Raw genomic sequence first — 18432 nt, forward strand, 5'->3', positions numbered from 1 at the left:
TCAGCTGACGACGATCCATCCGTCCACCCGGCGGGGGATGCCGAGCGGGTTCTCTTCGCGGAGCGCTGCGGGCAGGATCTCGGCCGGAGCATCCTGGTAGGCGATCGGTCGCTGGAACCGGCGGACCGCCGTGGCGCCGACCGACGTGAATTGGGTATTGGTCGCGGGCCAGGGACCACCGTGCTGCTGCGCCCAGCTGACGGCGACCCCGGTCGGCCAGCCCTCGAACAGCAGACGCCCTGACCTCTCCGCGAGTCGCGTGACGAGAGGCGCTACCTCCTCGCCCGCCTCATGGTGCAGCGTCGCGGTGAGGCTTCCGGGGAGAAGGTCGAGAGCCGCGTGCAGTTCGTCCGTATCGCGGTACCGCACGAGCAGGGTGAACGGACCGAATACCTCGTCCAGCAACGACTCGGCGTGCTCCTGAAGGGTCGCGACGTCGACCGCGGCGACGAGGGGCGAGGAGCCGTCTGCGGCGCCGTCGGCTTCAGCGACGACGTCGACGCCGGCAGTCCCACGGACACGTTCCGCCCCTGACCGGAAGCCTTCGGCGATCGATTCGGTGAGCATCCGCGGCTGCCCGGCCAGGTGAGCGCCGAGCGCGCCCTCCAGGGTTGATTCGGCCGGCAGGAAGACGACTCCTGGCTTGGTGCAGAATTGCCCCACCCCGAGCTGGAAGGAGCCGGCAAGCCCCTCCGCGAGCGCAGTTCCCCGAGCAGTATCCGCGCCAGCGGTGATCACAACGGGATTGAGCGAACCGAGTTCACCGTAGAACGGGATTGGTTCCGGCCTGGCGTTGGTGCGATCCAGCAACGCGCGACCGCCACGGACCGATCCGGTGAAGGCAACGGCGCGTGTCAGCGCGTGGTCCACGAGGGCAAGCCCCGCCTCGAAGCCGGAGATCAGCGAGAAGAGCCCTCGCGGCGCACCCGCTGAGTGCAGCGCGTCCTCCACGATTCGAGCGGTCAGCGCGGACGTTTCGGGATGCCCCGGGTGGGCCTTGACGATCACCGGGCAGCCAACGGCGAGGGCAGAGGCGGTGTCGCCGCCAGCGACGGAGAAGGCGAAGGGGAAGTTGGAGGCGGCGAACACGGCCACAGGGCCGATCGGCCGGAGCACGCGCCGCAGGTCGGGAATCGGGGGAGTGGCGGAGGAGTCAGTGTGGTCGATCGTCGCTTCGAGGTACGAGCCCTCCTCGATCACGGCGCCGAACAGCCGCAGTTGCGCGCTCGTCCGAGCGAGCTCTCCGGTGAGGCGGGGCGCTCCGAGGGCGGTCTCGCGTACGGCGACCGCGATGATGGACTGTGCCTGTGCGTCGATACCATCGGCAATCGCGCGTAACCAGGACGCGCGGGTCGTGTCATCCGCTGCTCCCGCCGGTTCGGCGGCGGCTGCAGCAGCTCGGACGATGCGGTCGAGATCTTCGGGAGTGGTGTCGATCATGGCGAAGCCTTTCCTGGTGCGTGGATGGAGGGTGCTCAGCGAAAACGGAGGCCGAGGCCGCGCTCGGGGCCGCCGGCCGCCCAGCCCTCGGAGATGACGACGCCGGTTGGAGCGGTGAGAGCGCCGAGGTCGGAGAAGCCGGCATCCTCGACGTCTTCGATCCAGGATGCCTCCGGCAACGTGAACGCGACCTGTGCTGACAGCTCAGGGAGCAGATGAGGTGCAAGCTCGACGCCGCGGGAGCGCGCGAGTTCCGCGATCCGCAAAAACGGAGTGATTCCGCCGACACGGATGACGTTGGGCTGCACGATGTCGACGGCCTCGGCGTCGAGAAAGTCCCGGAAGCGGTACACCGTGTGGAGGTTTTCGCCCACGGCGATCGGCACATCGATTCGACGGCGAAGCTCGGCGTGGCCGGCCAGGTCGTCGGCGCGCAGGGGTTCTTCGATCCAGCCGATGTCGTATGCAGCAAAGGCGTTCACGGAGCGGGTTGCGGTGTCGAGGTCCCATCGCTGATTCGCGTCGACGAGCAGGCGCCGTTCGGTGCCGAGCACGTCCCGAACCGCGGCCAGACGGTCGAGGTCCTCGGCAAGATCGGGCTTGCCGACCTTGACCTTCACTGCCTCATGACCCGCATCAACCCACCGGCGCACCTGACCGACGAGTTCATCGAGCGAATAGTGAAGGTTCACCCCGCTGCCGTAGGTGGGCAGGCGGTCGTGACGCCGTCCGAGCATCCCGGTCACCGACGTCCCGGCACGTCGTGCCGTGAGGTCCCACAGCGCCGTGTCGATTCCGGCCAGCGCGACGGTGGTGAGACCACCACCGCCGGCCTCGTGCAGGTGTGCCCAGGCACCGTCCCAGAGTTCCGTGGTCGCCTGTCGGCCGATGACCCAGGGAATGAGGTCGTCATCGAGCAGCGCCTGAACGGCAGTGCCGCCGATCGTCGGTGTCCAGCAGAAGCCGTGGCCGTGCGCGCCGTCTTCTGTGGTGATCGTGACCTCGACGACGCGGATGTCAGTGACATCCGCCGCCCAGGGACGGCGGAGCGGAATCCGGATCAGCCGGGTGGCGACCGATCGAATCACCGACGACGCGGTGTCAGGGGCGAACGGTGTCGTCACGCCAAGAGTTCCCGTCCGGTCTCGAGGAGCTCGGCCAGACGGTCGATCTGCTCGGGGGCCGGGTCGACGAGAGGGGCGCGGACGGGACCGACCGGCAGTCCGCCGAGACGGACTCCAGCCTTGACAAGAGAGACGGCGAATCCGGGAGTCTCGTCGCGAAGTTTGATGAGGGGTGCGTAGAAGCCGTCGAGCAAACGGTGCTGAGTGGCGAGGTCTCCGGATCGAAGCGCGGTGAAGAAGCCAACGGCGATGCCCGGAGCCATGGCGAACACGGCGGATGAGTACAGTGGCACGCCGATGGCGCTATAAGCCGCCTGTGTCATTTCTGCCGTGAGCAGACCGTTGAAGAAGAGCACGTCGTCGCGGCCGCTCGCTGCTGCCTCGCGGACGAAACGCTGGGCGAGGGCAAGGTCGCCGACGCCGTCCTTGAAACCGACGACCTGAGGGACGTCGAGCAACTCGCGCACCGATTCCGGCTGGAACTGGGCGGTCGCGCGGTGGTAGACGATCAACGGCAGGTCGGTGGCTGCCGCGATTCGTTTGACGTACTCGACCAGTCCGCGCTGGGGTCCGTTCACCAGATATGGCGGCAGCACCAGGAGCCCGTCGGCGCCGAGGCGTTCCGCCTGCTGCGCACAGGCGATTGCGTGGCCGAGCTGACCACCGGCACCGGGCAGTACCGGCACGCGCCCGGCCGTACCGCGGATCGCTGCTTCGACGACGGTGCCGTACTCCTCGGTGGACAGGGCGTGGAATTCACCGGTCCCGCAGGCGGCGAATACCGCGCCGGGGGCGTGTTCCACCCGCTCGGCGACGTGCTGCTCGACGAGCTCGGCGTCGACGCGGTCCTGGTCGTCGAAGGCGGTGACAGGAAAGAACAGGACCCGGTCGGGAATGGTGAGCTCAGACAAGGGAGGACTCCTCGGGGTGGGGGGAAGCGGGGGATTGGTGTCCGCGCAGTTCGGTGCGCCAGGAACGTGTCGCTCGCCACCCGAGCAGTTCTTCGGCGTGCGCCGAGCTGAAGACGGCGGCGTCGTCGGCGAGCGCTCGAGCTGCATCTCCGGTACCGGGGACGAGCGACGAGAGCGCCGCAGAGACGGGTGCTTCGACGAGGGAGTCGGAAGCCCCGACGAAGAACACCTCACCGTTGGGGATGTCCTGGGCATGTGCCAGCCACGCCAGGACGAAGTCAGCGGCATCCCGTGCATCGACGTAGTTGAACAGGGCGACGGCGGACAGAGCCGGATCGGCAAGGCGGTCGGCGATGGTGTGGCCCTGCTGGGTCGGGGCCCCGGACCACTCCTCGGGAGCGATCACGTAACAGGGACGGAAGACCCCGAACCGCACGGAGGCGCCGTCGCGCCGGACCGCCATCCGGACGATCTCTTCGATGGCGACCTTGGAGGCGGCATAGCCATTCCACGGAGCGACCGGGTGGGCTTCATCCAGCGGAAGATATGACGGACTCCAGCCGGAGGGGGATCCGTAGCCGATCACGGTGGGACTTGACGCGACGAGCAGAGCGCCCGCGCCGGACGAGACTGTCGCGTCGAGCACGCTCCACACGAGGCGGGTGTTGATGTCGAATATCTGCGGGCTCGGGAGTGCGCCGGGAACGGCGATGGCTGCGAGATGGATCACCGCTGCCGGCGCGATATCCCGAAATGCGGTGGCTGTCGCCTGTGGATCGAGAAGATCTATCTCCACTTGTCTGGCGGGCAACCCCTCGAGTGTCGACCGGTCGAGTGAGACCACGTCGAATCCGGCATCCGCGAGGGCGATGACCACACTTCTTCCCAGTCGTCCTGCGCCACCGGTGACGAGGACGCGAGTCACGGCCGTCACTGTGCGACGCCAGCGAGAGCGGCGCCGGCCGTGCCGAGGTCGAGCTGGTCGATGCGCACGGCACCCTGCTCGGCGAGAGAACGGTTGCCGGCGAGGCCGACGACCATGCTGCGCACACCGTCGCTCCAGTCCGCGGTGCGGCCGAGCTCGTCGTGCTGCCGGCCGACGAATACGTCACGCAGCAACGCGGCGTCTCCTCCGCCGTGGCCACCTGTGGCCTCGGGGATCGGTACGTCGCGGGCCGGCGCGAAGTGACGCTGAACCACCAGTCGCTCCGTCACCGGGCGCGCGGTGTCATCGGCGACGAGGTCGGGACGGGCGCTGGGGTCGACCACGGTGCGTCCTTCCTCGTCGATCAAGACGGTGCCCCGTTCGACCACGGTGAGTTCGGCGCGCCCACGGGTGCCGTTGATGGCAACGGTGTAGCCCTCCCACGGCGAGTGGGCGTTCAACGAATACGACATCGAGCTGCCTCGGCTGTAGTCGACGACGAGCGACACGTTGTCCTCGATAGTGATGCCCTCGTCGAACACGTCGCGATCGCGCAGATACCCGTCGTGCTGTTCCTGATCGAGGTAGAGCCCTTTCCAGGTGGGGTCGGTGCGCAGGTCGAGGCTGAAAGCGTCACGCAACGGGGAGTCGGTGGTGCCGCGCTCGGGACGCGCGCCGAGGCCGCGGCGTTTCGCGGCTTCTGCACCGTAGAAGCGCAATCCGCCTGACGCGTAGACGCGCGTCGGAACATCCGAAATCCACCAGTTCACGAGGTCGAAGTGGTGGCTGGATTTATGGATCAGAAGCCCACCAGACATCGACTTGTCACGGTGCCACCGCCGGAAGTAGTCGGCCCCGTGCGCGGTGTCGAGCACCCACTCGAAGTGCACACCGGTGACCTCACCGATTTCACCCGCGTCGATCACACGCTTCAGCTCGCTGTTCCGTGGGGAGTAGCGGTAGTTGAAGGTGATGATGACATCCCGGCCGGTCCGTTCGACCGCGTCGGCGATTCGCCTCACGCCCTCCTCGGAGGTGGTCAGCGGCTTCTCCACGACGACATCGGCGCCGGCTTCGAGCGCGGTGACGATGTGATCGGCGTGGGTGAAGTCAGGCGAGGTGATGATCACCCGGTCGATCGCGTGCGAGCGCACCGCCTCGGCGAGTGCGTCCGGTTCGAATCGGGCGGGTGAGCCGAGCTCGGGGTGACGCTCGAGCGACCAGTCCAGCCGGCCGGGGTTCGTGTCGGTCCAGGCGACGAGTTCAGCGACGTCGGCGTGTGTCGAGGCGATCGCATCCAGATACATCTGGGCGCGGGAGCCTGAGCCGACGAGGGCATAGCGGTGGCGAGTCATTGTGGAGATCCTTTGATCACTTGATGCCGGAGGTGGCGGCGCCCTTGATGAGGAACCGCTGGCCGAACAGGAAGATGAGGAACAGGGGGATGAGGGACACCACACTCATGGCGAACATCGACCCGTAGTCAGAACTGGATTGAGAGTCGAGGAATCCCTTGAGGGCCAGTGACGCGGGGAACAGTTCCGGCAAACGGAGGTAGATGAGAGGCCCGAAGAAATCCCCCCAGGTCCAGATGAAGGTGAAGATCGCGGTGGTCGCCAGCGACGGCACGATCAGGGGAAGCGTGATCTGGAAGTAGCTGCGGATGTGCCCGGCGCCATCCACCCGCGCCGCCTCGAACAGCTCCTTCGGAAGGCCGCGGATGAACTGCACCATCAGGAAGATGAAGAACGCCTCGGTCGCCAGGAACTTCGGCGCGATCAGGGGCAGGAAAGTGTTCAGCCAGCCCAGCTCCTTGTAGATCAGGAACTGCGGAACGAGCAGCACCTGGAAGGGCAGCATGATCGAGCCGAGCATCAGCATGAACGCCAGGGTCCTGCCACGGAACTTCAACCGGGCGAAAGCGTATGCGGCCATCGAGCACGACACCAGGTTCCCGAGGATAGCGCCGAACGCGATGATCGACGAGTTGATCAGAAAGACGCTGAAGGGCGCCTGCAGGTCGTTCCAGCCGTTCGTGTAGTTCTCGAACGTGAGGTCGGTGGTGAAAATGCTCAGGTCGCGGAAGATCTGATCGTTCGGTTTCAGGCTGGAAACCACCAGCCAGATCAGTGGATAGATCATGATCAGCGACACAAGAGAGAGCGTCGCGTGTTTCCCGAACGCTCGGAGCCCGCCGAACCGCTTTCCGGCCGGCCGACGAGGCTGCGCGATGGCGCCGGGGCGCAGGATGGACTCGGTCTTAGTCGTCATAGAACACCCAATACTTCGAAAGCCAGAAGTTGAACGCGGTGAAGGCGGCGATTACGACGAGCAGGAACCAGGACATCGCCGAGGCGTAGCCCATGTCGAGCTCGGTGAAGGCCTCCTTGTACAGCAGGAGAGTGAAGAACATCGTCGAGTCGCTTGGTCCCCCGGTGCCGCCGGACACCACGTACGCCTGCGTGAAGGACTGGAACGCGAAGATGATCTGCAGCACGAGGTTGAAGAAGATCACCGGCGTGAGCAGAGGGAAGGTGATCGACAGGAACTGACGAATACGGCCGGCACCGTCCATCGATGCCGCTTCGTAGTACATCATCGGTATCTGCCGGAGCCCGGCGAGGAAGATCACCATCGGGGAACCGAATGTCCAGACGTTCAGGACGATCAGCGTGCCGAGGGCGAAGTCGGGATGCCCGATCCAGCCTGGTCCTTCAATCCCGAACCAGGCGAGGAAGCCGTTGACGAGGCCTTCCTTGCCGAAGACCTGGCGCCACAGGATGGCGATCGCGACGGAGCCGCCGAGGAGCGACGGCAGGTAGAAGATCGACCGGTAGAACGGCAGGCCGCGCATGCCCTTGTCGAGCAGGAGAGCGAGGCCGAGGGCGAGGGCGAGCTGGAGGGGGACTCCGACGAGGACGTAGACCGCTGTGACGCCGAAGGAGTTCCAGAACCGTGAGTCGCCGAACATCTCAACGAAGTTGTCGAGACCGGAGAAGACCGGAGCCTGCAACAGGTTGTAGTCGGTGAAGGACAGGTAGAGAGATGCGATCATCGGGCCGATGGTCAGGCCGAGGAGGCCGACGATCCAGGGGAGCAGGAAGAAAAGTGCCGCCCGGTTATCGGGGTACTTCTCCTTGACCCGTGTTTTTGTGCCGCGTCGCGAACGTGCGATGGTGCGAAGTTCGCCGAGACTGCTCACATGACCTCCCTGTCATGGCTACGCGTGATCGCCGAGGCACTGTCGCCGTTGAGAAAGCGGTTTCACGGAATGAGACGATTATTCACACGTTCGGGTCCATCCGTCAAGCCGACGCGGGTATTGTGAGGGAATCGGGCACCGGCCCGAGCCAAAGGGGACGAAGATGACCGCACACCGCGGCAATGTGACGATTGCGGATGTGGCGCGTCAGGCCGCAGTTTCCCCCGCGACGGTCTCGCGGGTCATGAACGGGCGATTCGCCGGAGACGTTGAGGTGGCGGATCGAGTGCGCGAGGCCGCCCGCGACCTGGCCTATGCTCCCAGCCCGCTTGCCCGGAGCCTGGCGCTCGGTCGAACCCACGCCGTCGCGTTCATCGTGCCCGACCTGGCGAACCCGGCGTTCCAGTCCGTTCTCGCTGGGCTGAGCAAGACCGCGGCCATCGACGGGTACAGGGTTCTCGTCGCCGACTCCGGGGAGAACGTCGCCGAGGAGGCGCCTCTCGCCATAGATCTCCGGCGGCGAACCGACGCGATCGTCCTGTGCGCGCCGCGTATGCCCGCGAGGGAATTGGCCGCGCTTGCGGTGCAACTGGAACCGCTCGTGCTCATCAACCGCATGGTTCCCGAGATCACGAGCCCGTCACTGACCATCGACTACCGGTCCGGAATCCAGACGATTGCCGCGCACCTGTACGCCGGGGGGCATCGTGCCATGGCATACGTCTACGGACCCGAGCAGAGCGCGTCGAACGCGCAGCGCGAGTTGGGCCTCGAGGATTTTCTTCGGGAACACCCCGGGGTGCGACTCGATCGAATCCCGGCGGGCGCCGGGTCTGAGGATGGGCGAGCGGCTGCCGCCCGGGTGCGCGAGAGCGGCGCTACTGCGGCGATGGCGTTCAATGACCTCGTCGCGATCGGCTTGATCGGCGGCCTTCGTGAACTGGGTGTCCAAGTGCCGGCGGATGTCTCTGTCACCGGTTTCGATGACATCCCGCTCGCACAGTACGTTGCCCCCGCCTTGACCACGGCTTCGGTGTCACACGCCGAGCTGGGCGTTCTGGCATGGCAGCGAATGCGTGCGCTCGTGGCGGGGGACCAGCCAGGTAACAACGTGACGTTCCAGCCTCGACTGGAGGTTCGCGAGTCCTCCGGGCTCGCCTCCGTTCGGGGTTCCTGACCGCAAAGCACCCACGTGGCTCGATTTGTTGTCGGCTGCATTCAATTCGTTGACAGCGCTGTCGGTGCGTGTTAGCTTCTCCGTGAAAGCGGTTTCTTCGTTCCTCCCGGAACGTCCGGATATCCGGCTCAAGTACCGCACAGTGGCTGCCACGCAGCCCCAACCCGAAAGAGGCGCAATGATGCGTATACGTCGATCACGCGCGGCCATTGGCTCCGCGGCGGTCATCGCAGCTCTCACCCTTGCCGGTTGCTCCGGTGAACCCGGTGCGGCAGAAGGCGACGGTATCGATCCCGACGAAGAAATCTCCCTCGAGATCTCCTGGTGGGGCGATGACGCGAGAGCAACGCTGTTCGGCGAGGTCATCGACCTGTTCGAGGAGGAACACCCGAACATCACGATCGTCGAGACGCCCGTTGGCGCTCCCGACGATCTGTTCAACCGACTCGCCACGGACTTCGCCGGAGGTGGAGACACCGCGCCGGACGTTTTCGCGCTCGGTGGCGCCAAGCCGCAGGAATACGGCTCGCTGGGCGCGCTGCTCGACCTCGGCACGGTCAGCGAACAGCTCGACACGTCCGCATATCCGGACTTCTCCCTCACCAACGCCCTCGTCGACGAGAAGCTGTACGGCGTGCCGACCGGTGGAAATGCGACCGCGGCATTCGTCAACGTCGACCTGTTCGAGCAGGCGGGAGTCGAAGCTCCCGAGGCGGACTGGACGTGGGAAGACCTCATTGCTGCGGCGAACGAGATCGGCAGCGCCGGTCTGACCGATGAGGCGGGCAAGAAGATCTACGGTATTGATCTTCGCGTCCAGGACATCATCGGCACATACGCCGGTCAGGTCGATGAGGTCGGCATGTACGACTGGGATGGCGCGTTGAGCGTCGATGCCGAGCAGATGGCCGGCTGGTACGACATCGAAAAGGAACTGCTCGACGGCGGTGGACTGCCAGACCCGACAGTCGTCACAGCCAACTGGCAGCTCCCGCCCGACCAGCAGCCGTTCACGCTCGGTCAGGCAGCGATCACCTTCGGTTACAGCAACCTGATGGCTGCATACGCGGGTGCAGGTGAGAACGTGCAGATGATGCTGCCGCCCACCTCGACCGATATCTCCGGCGTGGCACTGCTGCCGTCAGCCTTCTGGTCGGTGAACGCCGCAACGAAGCACCCGGAGGCGGCCGCTGCCCTGGTGGACTGGTTTCTCCACGAGCCTGCCGCGGCTGAGCTCATCCTCGACACGCGAGGTGTGCCGTTCAACCCGGACACCCTCGCCGTCGTCTCACCCAAGCTGAGCGGACCCAGCCAGATCGCGGCGGACTACGTTGACGTCGTGCTCGAGGAGGGCGTCGTGGCCCCGCCGCAGCCAGCCGGTGGCGCAATCATGAACGAGCTCTCGCAGCGCATGGAATCCGAGGTTCTCTTCGGCCGTGCGACACCGAAGGAGGCGGGCGAGCGCTGGGTTGAGGAACTCGGTGCCGCTCTGGAGTAAAGCTCTGTGAGTGATGGGGTGCGATCGCAGGAACTGCGGTCGCACCCCATCATCTGTTTCACTACCTTCATCAGCCGAACATCGAGGAGATCCGATGAGCACCAGCTCCCGAAACGACCTGCGGCGTCGCCTTCGAGCGTCGGACCCTGCGGTCACAGCAGGAATTGCAGGTACGCCGCTCGGGGTTGAGATCGCCGAAGCTGGCGTGCGCTTCGTCGCCACCGGTGGAACCCTTGAGCGCCGCTGGCACGAGGCGCTCAAAGAGCTTGCCGAGTGCATCCGCCCCATCGGGGTGAGTGGGCCAGTGCTCAACGAGGGTGGCCCGTACAACGGCTGCTGGATGGAGAGCACCGGCACGATCAATGTCGAGATACTCGCTCGGTTTGCGCCGCGTGTCGCACACGACACCCTGCTGTTGTTCGCCGAGCATCAGCGCGAGGACGGGATGATCCCGTACAAGATCGTCGCCGAAGGCCCCGGTTTCAGCCAGATCCAGATCGTCACGCCGCTCGCGCGAGTCGTCTGGCGGCAGTATCTCCGTACCGGGGACCGTGAATTCCTGCGCACGATGTACGGGGCGATGGCCCGCTACGACGCGTGGCTCGACCGCTACCGGAACACCCTCGGCACCGGCGCGGTCGAAGCGTTCTGCGCGTTCGACACCGGCCATGATCTCTCACCCCGGTTCTGGTTCGCTCCCGACCGGGCGTTCCACAGCGATGCTCGACGATGCGACCCGGCAGCATCCGGGGTCCCGTATGTCGCCCCTGATCTCACGGCGAACGTCGCCTGCCAGCGCACCTACCTGGCTGTCATTGCCGAGGAGCTGGGCGAAGACCCTCAGCCGTGGCGGAATGCGTCGACGGCATCGCTGGATGCCTTGTTCGAGCAGTGCTTCGACGAAGCAGACGGCTTCTTCTACGACCGCGACCGCTCAGGCGAACCGGTGCGGATTCAGTCGGACGTCCTTCTCCGGGTACTCGCCTGTGAAGTCGGCGATGAACCGTTCTTCGCGCACAGCCTCCGCCGCTATCTCCTGAACACGCGCAAGTTCTTCGCGCACTACGGCTTCACCACCATCGCCATGGATGACCCGCGTTTCGACCACGACTCCTCACGCAATTCGTGGGGCGGACCCGTGAACTTCCTCGCGCAGTTGCGTGCGCCGGATGCGTTCGAGCGGCACGGCCACGTTGCCGAATTGGCTCTCGCGTCTGCGCCGGTGCTCTCGGCTCTGGCCACGGCGGACAGATTCCCGCAGTGCCTGGACCCGTGGTCGGGTGATGCCGGCTTCACCGAGGTGTATTCGCCGTCGATCCTCTGGTTCCTCGACGCGATCGAGCGGCACAGCGGAATCCTGGTGCGACCCAACGGAGAACTGTGGTTCTCCGGTCTCGCGCCATCGCGGCTCGAGCACGGGGCCGCGGCAGAGATCATCGGCACTGCTCGCGTCGTCGACGGCGTGCGGTGGGAACTGATCGCGGACGACGACCTCATCGAGGTGTATCGGGACGACACGCTGGCCTTTGCCTTCCCGAGGGGATGGCGTCTGATCATCGATCGAGCGGGTCACGTGACAGCGGTGACCGGGCTCGCTGCCGCTCCGGTCGCCGGTGAGCTGCGGGTCGGGGCGCTGTCGCTCGACCTACGAGTCGATCCGAACGAGGTCGTCCGGATCGACTCAGATGCCGTGGCCGGCCGGAGCCGGGTGGATTTCGTTCGCCCCGTGTTCGGCTGACGGGCTCTGGCTCACTCGCGCAGCGCGAGTCCCGTCGGGGTCTCCTGCAGCGGGAAGAAGTGCGCCCGCTCGTCCGGGGTCCGGTTCGGCGTGTGCAGCGTGAGCTGCAGCTGCCCGGCCCGGTCGGCGAAGATCATCCCGTGCCCGCCGTCCGCTGCCCAGAGTGCTTCCTCGGACTGGGACCACGGCCCGCGGATGCCTCCGGTCGCGGACACAGCGACACCCATGGCATAGCCGGATTCGCCAAAGCTCGACCAGAGCATGGTGAGGCGACCGTCCGTGGTGCGATACAGAAATGGCCCGTCGGTGACGAACACCTCGGGGAACTCGGGGCGAGGGATCGATCGCGCCCAGGGCGCCGACGATGCGGCAAACAAGAGGAGGGGCTGGCCGACCGTCGTCTTCAGGTCGTCGGACAGCTGAACCGCGTGGACTTCACCGTCGCCGACATCCTTCCACTCCCGGCAGAACACCAGGTACGGCGTCCCGTTCTCCACGTGCAGCGTGCCGTCCAGGCACTCCCACGAGTCCGGCGTCAGCGGACCGTCCGACCAGGGCACGAAAGGGCCGCCCGGTTTCGTCGAGCGGAGCACCTGCGTGCCTCGGCGGCGTCCTTCGGCCGTGAACGTGGCGAACAGATAGAAGGCGTCGCCGTGGCGGTGGACCTCGGGTGCCCAGTACTGGGTGTGCGACCAGAATTCGGGGTCGGGTCGGAAGGCGGGGTGGGGGCCGTGCCACTCATCCAGGTCGTCGCTCCACCACGTGTCGAAACCGGTGGCCGGGCCGCTCCAGATATTAGCGTCGGTGCTGCCGTACAACCAGTAACGGTCGTTCCGGTCGTCGAGCAGGACGAACGGGTCACGGATCTGGATCTGATCAAGGCGCGTCATGGATTCTCCGGTTCGGTCAGGTGAAGTCAGGTGAGGTCAGGTCAGGTCAGGTGAGGTCGAGAGCGACAGGACGGGCGAGCCCATTGACAAGGGTGGTCGGCCATTCCGGATCAACGGTCAACACTTCGATGCCGGTTTTGTCGACGACGATCGTGTCCTCGATCTTCGCGTTGGGGACCCAGGGATTCCACGCGAAGGCGCCTCCGTGTGCGACCAGTGCCTCGTCGCGCGGCGTGGCCTTCGGGTCACGGCCGAGGTACCCGGTTGGTCCACCCTGGTGATGCGCACGCCATGCGGGGCGGTCGGCGGTGCCGAAGCCATGGGCCGCGTAGGCTTCGCCGATGTCCGCGAGCACCTCCCGGAGCGCTCGACCGGGAACGGTGGCAGCGAAGATATCCGCCTCCACCTGTCGGATCGAGCGTTCGGCGGGAGTCTCGTCTCCGCGGAAGCGTACCCAGCGGGTGATGCTGATATGAAGTCCGAACCGCACGCCGGTCACGACGGCCATCGCCTTGTCGCCCAGGACAGCGTCGGTCGGCAACGGATGCTGCACGTCGCCCCGTGACTCGCCCGCGACCAGGATCACCGAGGGAGTCGCGCCTGTCGCTGCGACGGCGGCAAGCAGGTCGGACGCCAGCTGATGCTCGGACATGGCCGGATGGCTGGAGCGCAATACGCGGGTCATGGCAGTTGCCATGTCGCGTCCCAGGTCGCGGTAGCGGTCTCTCTCCGCTGGCAGCAGGCCCGTGCGGATTTGCCGGAGGTCTGCCGCCACGTCGACATCCCGCAAGAGGTTCGGCTCGCCGGACTCGGCCGGATCCTCGAACCACGGGACGGAACGAAACTCCGCGCCGCCGATCTCCTCGGCGGCAAGGCGGTCGATCTCGTTCTCGAGCGCGGTCACCGTCGCGATTCCGGTCCGGTGCACGACCGCCGAGAAAACCGGCGGCCCGCCGAACGGAACACCGGTGCGGGGTCCGTCGAAGTACCAGGACAACGTCTCGGGACGGGTCAGCTGGATCGCGTCGGCCCCGTGCTCGTCGAGGAGTGCCACGAGGCGAGCGTGTTTGAGGGGACGGTCGGTGGTGACAAGGGGCGGCATATTCAGCTCCGAGCGGGTCGGCGTTCGTGGTCGCGTCCAGCTTAGGTGAGAAAGCGCTTTCACAAACAGTACGCTGCAGCGCTTTCGGAACTTCTCCACGCCGGAGCACGCTGTCAACCCCGAGGCTCCGGCTCCGGCTTCTTCGGGTCGAGGCAATAGTCTTCGTAACATGTTCCCGCTGACGAGCCACCTCGACCTCATCACCCCCTGGCTCGGATCCCAACGCTGGTTCGCCAGCAAAGGGCATCTTCCCGAGCTCGAACTCCTGGGCAGCTGGCAGATTCCCGCCACCGGTTCCCGCATTCTGACTCACCTGATCATGGACCACAGCGCGACGGTTCCCGTGCTCTACCAGGTGCCGGTCACAGAACACCGATCTCCGCTCGCCGACGGCGATGCTGCCCTCATCGGTACCTTCGCTGACGGCGAAGATACGGTGTACCTCTACGACGGACCCCAGGATCCGGTCTACGCCGAAGCGCTTCTGCGCATGATCGTGTCGAACGCGACGGCAGTTCCCGAAGGCGCGGATGCCGTCGGCCGGTCGTTCGGAGACATCGAGATATCGGCGATAGACGCCGCCCGGGTGCTTCGGGGTGAACAGTCCAACACGTCGATCATTTACAAGGTGACCACCCCGGACGGTCCGCTTCGGGTCATCTGCAAAGTCTTCCGCGCGCTGCACCACGGGGAGAACCCGGATGTCGTGCTGCAGTCGGCGATCGCCGCGGCCGGCTCCGACAGCGTCCCCCACTCCATCGGCTACGTCGAGGGGGAGTGGAGCGACATCGGGCAGCCAAACGGGCGTGCCCACGGGCACCTCGCCTTCGCCCAGGAGTTCCTCGCCGGAGCCGAGGACGCGTGGCGTATCGCTCTGCGAGCGAGCGAAGACGGCGTCGACTTCACCGCTGAGGCGCACGCTCTCGGGACAACGACCGCAGAGGTGCACCGCACCCTCGCCGCGTCGTTCGGGACGAAAGCTCCGTCAGATACTGATGTTGCCGAGACCCTCGACAGCTTTTCCGCCCGGCTCCAGCTGGCCATCGATGAGGTCCCTGCGATAGCGGAACTGCGCGGAGTGATCGAGCATCTCTATGCCACCGTTCGCACGCTGGAGTGGCCAGCGCTGCAGCGTATCCACGGGGACTACCACCTGGGTCAGGTTCTTGTCGCTGACGGCCACTGGATCCTCATCGATTTCGAGGGTGAGCCGATGCGGCCCATGGTGGAGCGCTCGCGACCCGACTTCGCCGTGCGCGATGTTGCCGGAATGCTGCGCAGCTTTGACTACGTCGCCGGTTCGCTCGGCAGCACGGAGCAGGCAGCGGCGTGGACCAGCGCCACGCGCCGGGCGTTCCTCAGCGGCTACATCGAGGAATCAGGCATCGACCTCCGCGCCCACCGCGAGCTCCTCGACGCGTTCGAGATGGACAAAGCGGTGTACGAAGCGGTCTATGAGGCACGAAACCGGCCGGACTGGCTCCCGATCCCGCTCGCGGCGCTCCGTCGGCTCGCTGCACGAGCTCGCTGACGTCAGCGGCGGAGTAGAACGCCCCTCGCGTACGCGGCCTGGCCGGCGTGCTCGAGATCGTCGGCGATCACGCTGATCAGCCGCACACCGAGAGTGACCGCCGGCGTCCAGCTTTCATCGACCACGCGGTCGAGGTCCTCATCGGACAATCCGCTCACAAAATGCATCGTGCGGTCGTGCACTTCGTCGAAATAGCCAAGGAGCAGGTCCGGGGCGTCGACGACAACAGCGGCAACGTCATCGCTTGAGTGCCCGTAGCCGGTGTCTGACGGGGGGAGCGGCAAACGGAACCGGTCCACCCAGCCGGCCGACAACCAGATCTGGTCCGTATCCATCGCGTCGGCGACATGATCGTCCTGCACTCGCGTGAGGTGCCAGATCAGCCAGGCGATGCTGTTTGCGTCCTCATCGATCCTGGCCATCAGTGCGCGGGAATCGAGGCCGTCGACGGCACCGTGGACGGCCCCTGACACGCGACCGAAGGCATCCGCCAGCAGTTCTGCACTTCTCATGTTGGTTCCTCCTGGATTTCTCCATATGAGCGCTGGCGCAGGCGGCGCGTCCACGCATAGGTGGTGCGGCCGGGCAGCGGGTGTCGAATCGGGTCGTACCGGTCACTCGTGTCGATCGGGCCAGGTGTGCGACCGAGTTCGAGGACCGCGAACGGATGCCATCGGCCGGCCGGCGTTGCGTGGTAGAGGTGCAGACGCCAGGTCGTGGTTTCGAGCACCGACGCGAGGGCGGTCGGCTCAGCGGGCAGATCGAGAGGCCCGATGGTTCGCGCGGCGAGGAGAACGGGGCCGCGATCGGACTTGTACGGGAAGAAGCTGGTGAATCGGGCGCGCGACGGAGAGCGGTGGAGTGCGAGCCAGAACCGTGACGGCATCCCGAAACCGGTGGAGGCGAGGAGAACGTCCGCGGGGCCGGAGGGAACGGGAATCCGGAGGGCGAGACCGATAACGTCCGGCAGCGGCGGGGGCAGGCCGATCGAGCGCGATACCCGTGCGGTGACCGGGATCTGGGCTGCGGGCGGGTCGTCAAAGAGTTGCAGCCCCGACGGGGAACCCTGCGTCACAAAGCGGAGCGTTCCCGACAGCGCGACCCCGTGGGGGTGCACGGGTCGCGGGGATCTCACTCGCTGAAGCGCAAGAAGAGACGCAGCGAGAACCCGGCCGAGAATCGCCGTCGGGCTCACGAGCTCAGTCACGATGCCTCGTCACGGCCGACCCGCAAAGCGAGTGCAATCAGCGGAGCCTGCAAAGGTAACCGTGCGAGCGCGATCAGACGTGCGGGCAGCGGTTGTTTGCGTAGCACTCGCACGGTGCGAACGTTCGCCGGGAGCACCGCCAGGAGGAAGATCGCCGACAGCAGCCCGCCGATGCTTCGCGTCCGTGGATGCGCGACCATCGCGCCCAGGACCCACTCAGCGGCGCCTGACACGTAGGTCCACAACCTGCTCGAGCCGGGAAGGCTCCGTGGAACGATCGGGTCGAAGACGCCGGGGCGCACGAAGTGGATCGCCCCGGTGACCGCGAACAGGGCAGCAAGCGTTGTTGCGGCCGGAGGCGTCCTCGTCGTCGTCATGCAGCCACAGTAGGGGATCGACGCTCCTTTCGGCGATGGCTTGCGTTGCGGTTCAGGGGCGCGGAGTCCATCGTGGGGTGCCGGGCACAGCCGGCCCGGTCGGCCAGCGGAGCGCAGCCGCCACTCCTGCCCGCTCGGGAAGCCGACCCGAGTCCACGAACATCAACCGTGAATCCGCGACGAGGGCGGCACGGGACAACGCGAGAGCGGCGGGCACCGAATCGAGAACTGCGGCCCCGAGCGCTTCTTCCGGCGCAGACGCCACCCACGGCTCGGACGCAAGCGCGAACAGCGAGCGGTCGCCGATCGCTTTGAGGTCGATGAGCATCTTCTCCACCTGCCCCTGCTGGAGCGCGTGGATGACGGCACCGACACCGACCGCTCCGTTCTCGAAGTCCCCGGCGGAGAGCCGGTCGACGGCGGCCTGTTCGTCTTTTGCACGAAGCTCGGTGAGCCGTGCGGCGACGTGCTCATTGAGGGCATCGCGAGATGCGCCTGCCGCGCGGACATGGGTTGGCACCGTTGAAGCGATCTCGCGCGAAGCGGGTGCCAGCTCTTCTGAGAGCAACTGCACGGCGCGGACGTCCCCGGCGAGCACGAGCAGGCGCGGACGCATCTCCCGAACGAGAGCGTCCACGGCGCCGGCGAGCTGGTTCTGGTTCTGGCGCCAGATCTCTTCGGAGTGGTGCTGGTAGTGGCTGTGCGACCAGCCACCTGCCTGGACTTTGTTGAGACTGTCCGTGCGGCCCTGCACGCCCTCGTCGTGAAGACTCGCCGTTTGCCGCGCCCGGAACGCGTGGATCTCGCCGCCCTCCCGTGCCGCCTCGACGACGAGGTAAAGCGCGTCGTTCTTGCGATCGACGAGGAGCGGGAGCAGGTTCGGTACGGGGGTGTACTCGACTGATTCGGCGGATGTCATCGGCCCCGCAAGGATCTCGTCGATAATCACATCGCCATCGGCGGCGACAAGGAACCGCGAGCACGAGCCTCCGACGCCGGTGGGCTCGGCGAGGATCCGATCGATGGCCTCGCAATCCGCAGCCGGTGCCCCGGCAGAGCGCAGAGAATTCCGGATGGTGTCCCTCCGGGTCTCGGCATCCTGCCCCGAGCCGTCGAACAGCGCGGCGGCATCCACATGGACAACGCTCGACGAGCCCTCGCGACGCCACAGAGCTGCCCACTCCCGAACCTGTTCCATGCGGGGATCCCGGGTTCCGTTCTCCGTCTGGGCTGCTGCACGGTTGGCCATGATGTCCTCCTTCGTCGGCGAATGGTCCACCGGGGGTCGAGCACGACAGCCGACCGAGCCG

Annotated in this window: 17 protein-coding genes; 4 read left to right on the top strand and 13 right to left on the bottom strand. The window is 66.2% G+C overall.

Features of this window, described 5'->3' with window-relative positions; genetic code table 11:
* From ACWA1Q_RS06065 to ACWA1Q_RS06095, 7 genes are read right to left on the bottom strand one after another with little or no spacing between them, the layout of a single operon-like run.
* Positions 1–1437: an aldehyde dehydrogenase (NADP(+)) gene (locus ACWA1Q_RS06065; protein ID WP_463760785.1), complete on the bottom strand. Its 1437-nt coding sequence runs from the start codon at positions 1435–1437 to the stop codon at positions 1–3.
* Between the two features lie 38 nt (positions 1438–1475).
* Complete coding sequence (locus tag ACWA1Q_RS06070; protein WP_463760346.1) at positions 1476–2564, bottom strand: mandelate racemase/muconate lactonizing enzyme family protein; 1089 nt, start codon at positions 2562–2564, stop codon at positions 1476–1478.
* Positions 2561–3475, bottom strand: a complete 915-nt coding sequence (locus ACWA1Q_RS06075) for a 5-dehydro-4-deoxyglucarate dehydratase (protein WP_463760349.1) — start codon at positions 3473–3475, stop codon at positions 2561–2563. The genes ACWA1Q_RS06070 and ACWA1Q_RS06075 overlap by 4 nt, the downstream gene beginning before the upstream one ends.
* Positions 3468–4400, bottom strand: coding sequence for an NAD-dependent epimerase/dehydratase family protein (locus ACWA1Q_RS06080; protein WP_463760350.1), 933 nt, complete (start codon positions 4398–4400; stop codon positions 3468–3470). Before ACWA1Q_RS06080 ends, ACWA1Q_RS06075 begins: the two co-directional genes overlap by 8 nt.
* Before the next feature lie 5 nt (positions 4401–4405).
* Positions 4406–5755: a Gfo/Idh/MocA family protein gene (locus tag ACWA1Q_RS06085; protein ID WP_463760353.1), complete on the bottom strand. Its 1350-nt coding sequence runs from the start codon at positions 5753–5755 to the stop codon at positions 4406–4408.
* A 16-nt stretch (positions 5756–5771) separates the two neighbouring features.
* Positions 5772–6671 (bottom strand): carbohydrate ABC transporter permease, encoded by a 900-nt coding sequence (locus ACWA1Q_RS06090; protein WP_463760355.1) that lies wholly within the window; start codon positions 6669–6671, stop codon positions 5772–5774.
* Complete coding sequence (locus tag ACWA1Q_RS06095) at positions 6661–7602, bottom strand: carbohydrate ABC transporter permease (protein WP_463760357.1); 942 nt, start codon at positions 7600–7602, stop codon at positions 6661–6663. The genes ACWA1Q_RS06090 and ACWA1Q_RS06095 overlap by 11 nt, the downstream gene beginning before the upstream one ends.
* Before the next feature lie 163 nt (positions 7603–7765).
* Here ACWA1Q_RS06095 and ACWA1Q_RS06100 point away from each other — a divergent pair, with 163 nt between their 5' ends.
* From ACWA1Q_RS06100 to ACWA1Q_RS06110, 3 genes are all read left to right on the top strand, one after another.
* Entirely contained in the window at positions 7766–8779 is a 1014-nt protein-coding gene (locus ACWA1Q_RS06100) for a LacI family DNA-binding transcriptional regulator (protein ID WP_463760358.1), read from the top strand.
* Between the two features lie 178 nt (positions 8780–8957).
* Complete coding sequence (locus tag ACWA1Q_RS06105) at positions 8958–10277, top strand: ABC transporter substrate-binding protein (protein WP_463760360.1); 1320 nt, start codon at positions 8958–8960, stop codon at positions 10275–10277.
* A gap of 94 nt (positions 10278–10371) precedes the next feature.
* The gene (locus tag ACWA1Q_RS06110) at positions 10372–12015 is read left to right on the top strand and encodes an MGH1-like glycoside hydrolase domain-containing protein (protein WP_463760362.1); all 1644 of its coding nucleotides are present in this window, start codon (positions 10372–10374) and stop codon (positions 12013–12015) included.
* Between the two features lie 11 nt (positions 12016–12026).
* Here ACWA1Q_RS06110 and ACWA1Q_RS06115 read toward each other — a convergent pair whose 3' ends face one another.
* Positions 12027–12905, bottom strand: coding sequence for a glycoside hydrolase family 43 protein (locus tag ACWA1Q_RS06115; protein ID WP_463760364.1), 879 nt, complete (start codon positions 12903–12905; stop codon positions 12027–12029).
* Between the two features lie 46 nt (positions 12906–12951).
* Positions 12952–13959, bottom strand: a complete 1008-nt coding sequence (locus tag ACWA1Q_RS06120; RefSeq protein ID WP_463760365.1) for a M24 family metallopeptidase — start codon at positions 13957–13959, stop codon at positions 12952–12954.
* 217 nt (positions 13960–14176) lie between these two features.
* On the opposite strand from ACWA1Q_RS06120, the gene ACWA1Q_RS06125 reads away from it, so the two are divergent.
* Complete coding sequence (locus ACWA1Q_RS06125; RefSeq protein ID WP_463760367.1) at positions 14177–15538, top strand: maltokinase N-terminal cap-like domain-containing protein; 1362 nt, start codon at positions 14177–14179, stop codon at positions 15536–15538.
* A gap of 2 nt (positions 15539–15540) precedes the next feature.
* Here the strand turns inward: ACWA1Q_RS06125 and ACWA1Q_RS06130 are convergent, their stop codons facing one another.
* From ACWA1Q_RS06130 to ACWA1Q_RS06145, 4 genes are read right to left on the bottom strand one after another with little or no spacing between them, the layout of a single operon-like run.
* Positions 15541–16050: a mycothiol transferase gene (locus ACWA1Q_RS06130; RefSeq protein ID WP_463760368.1), complete on the bottom strand. Its 510-nt coding sequence runs from the start codon at positions 16048–16050 to the stop codon at positions 15541–15543.
* Complete coding sequence (locus tag ACWA1Q_RS06135) at positions 16047–16745, bottom strand: hypothetical protein (protein WP_463760370.1); 699 nt, start codon at positions 16743–16745, stop codon at positions 16047–16049. Before ACWA1Q_RS06135 ends, ACWA1Q_RS06130 begins: the two co-directional genes overlap by 4 nt.
* Positions 16742–17122 carry a DoxX family protein gene (locus ACWA1Q_RS06140; protein ID WP_463760371.1) on the bottom strand — a complete coding sequence of 127 codons (381 nt, stop codon included), beginning with the start codon at positions 17120–17122 and terminating at the stop codon, positions 16742–16744. Before ACWA1Q_RS06140 ends, ACWA1Q_RS06135 begins: the two co-directional genes overlap by 4 nt.
* Positions 17123–17174: 52 nt before the next feature.
* The gene (locus ACWA1Q_RS06145) at positions 17175–18371 is read right to left on the bottom strand and encodes a baeRF2 domain-containing protein (protein ID WP_463760373.1); all 1197 of its coding nucleotides are present in this window, start codon (positions 18369–18371) and stop codon (positions 17175–17177) included.
* Positions 18372–18432: the final 61 nt, after the last annotated feature.

This window comes from Mycetocola sp. TRD_SC_2 (genome assembly GCF_055361225.1).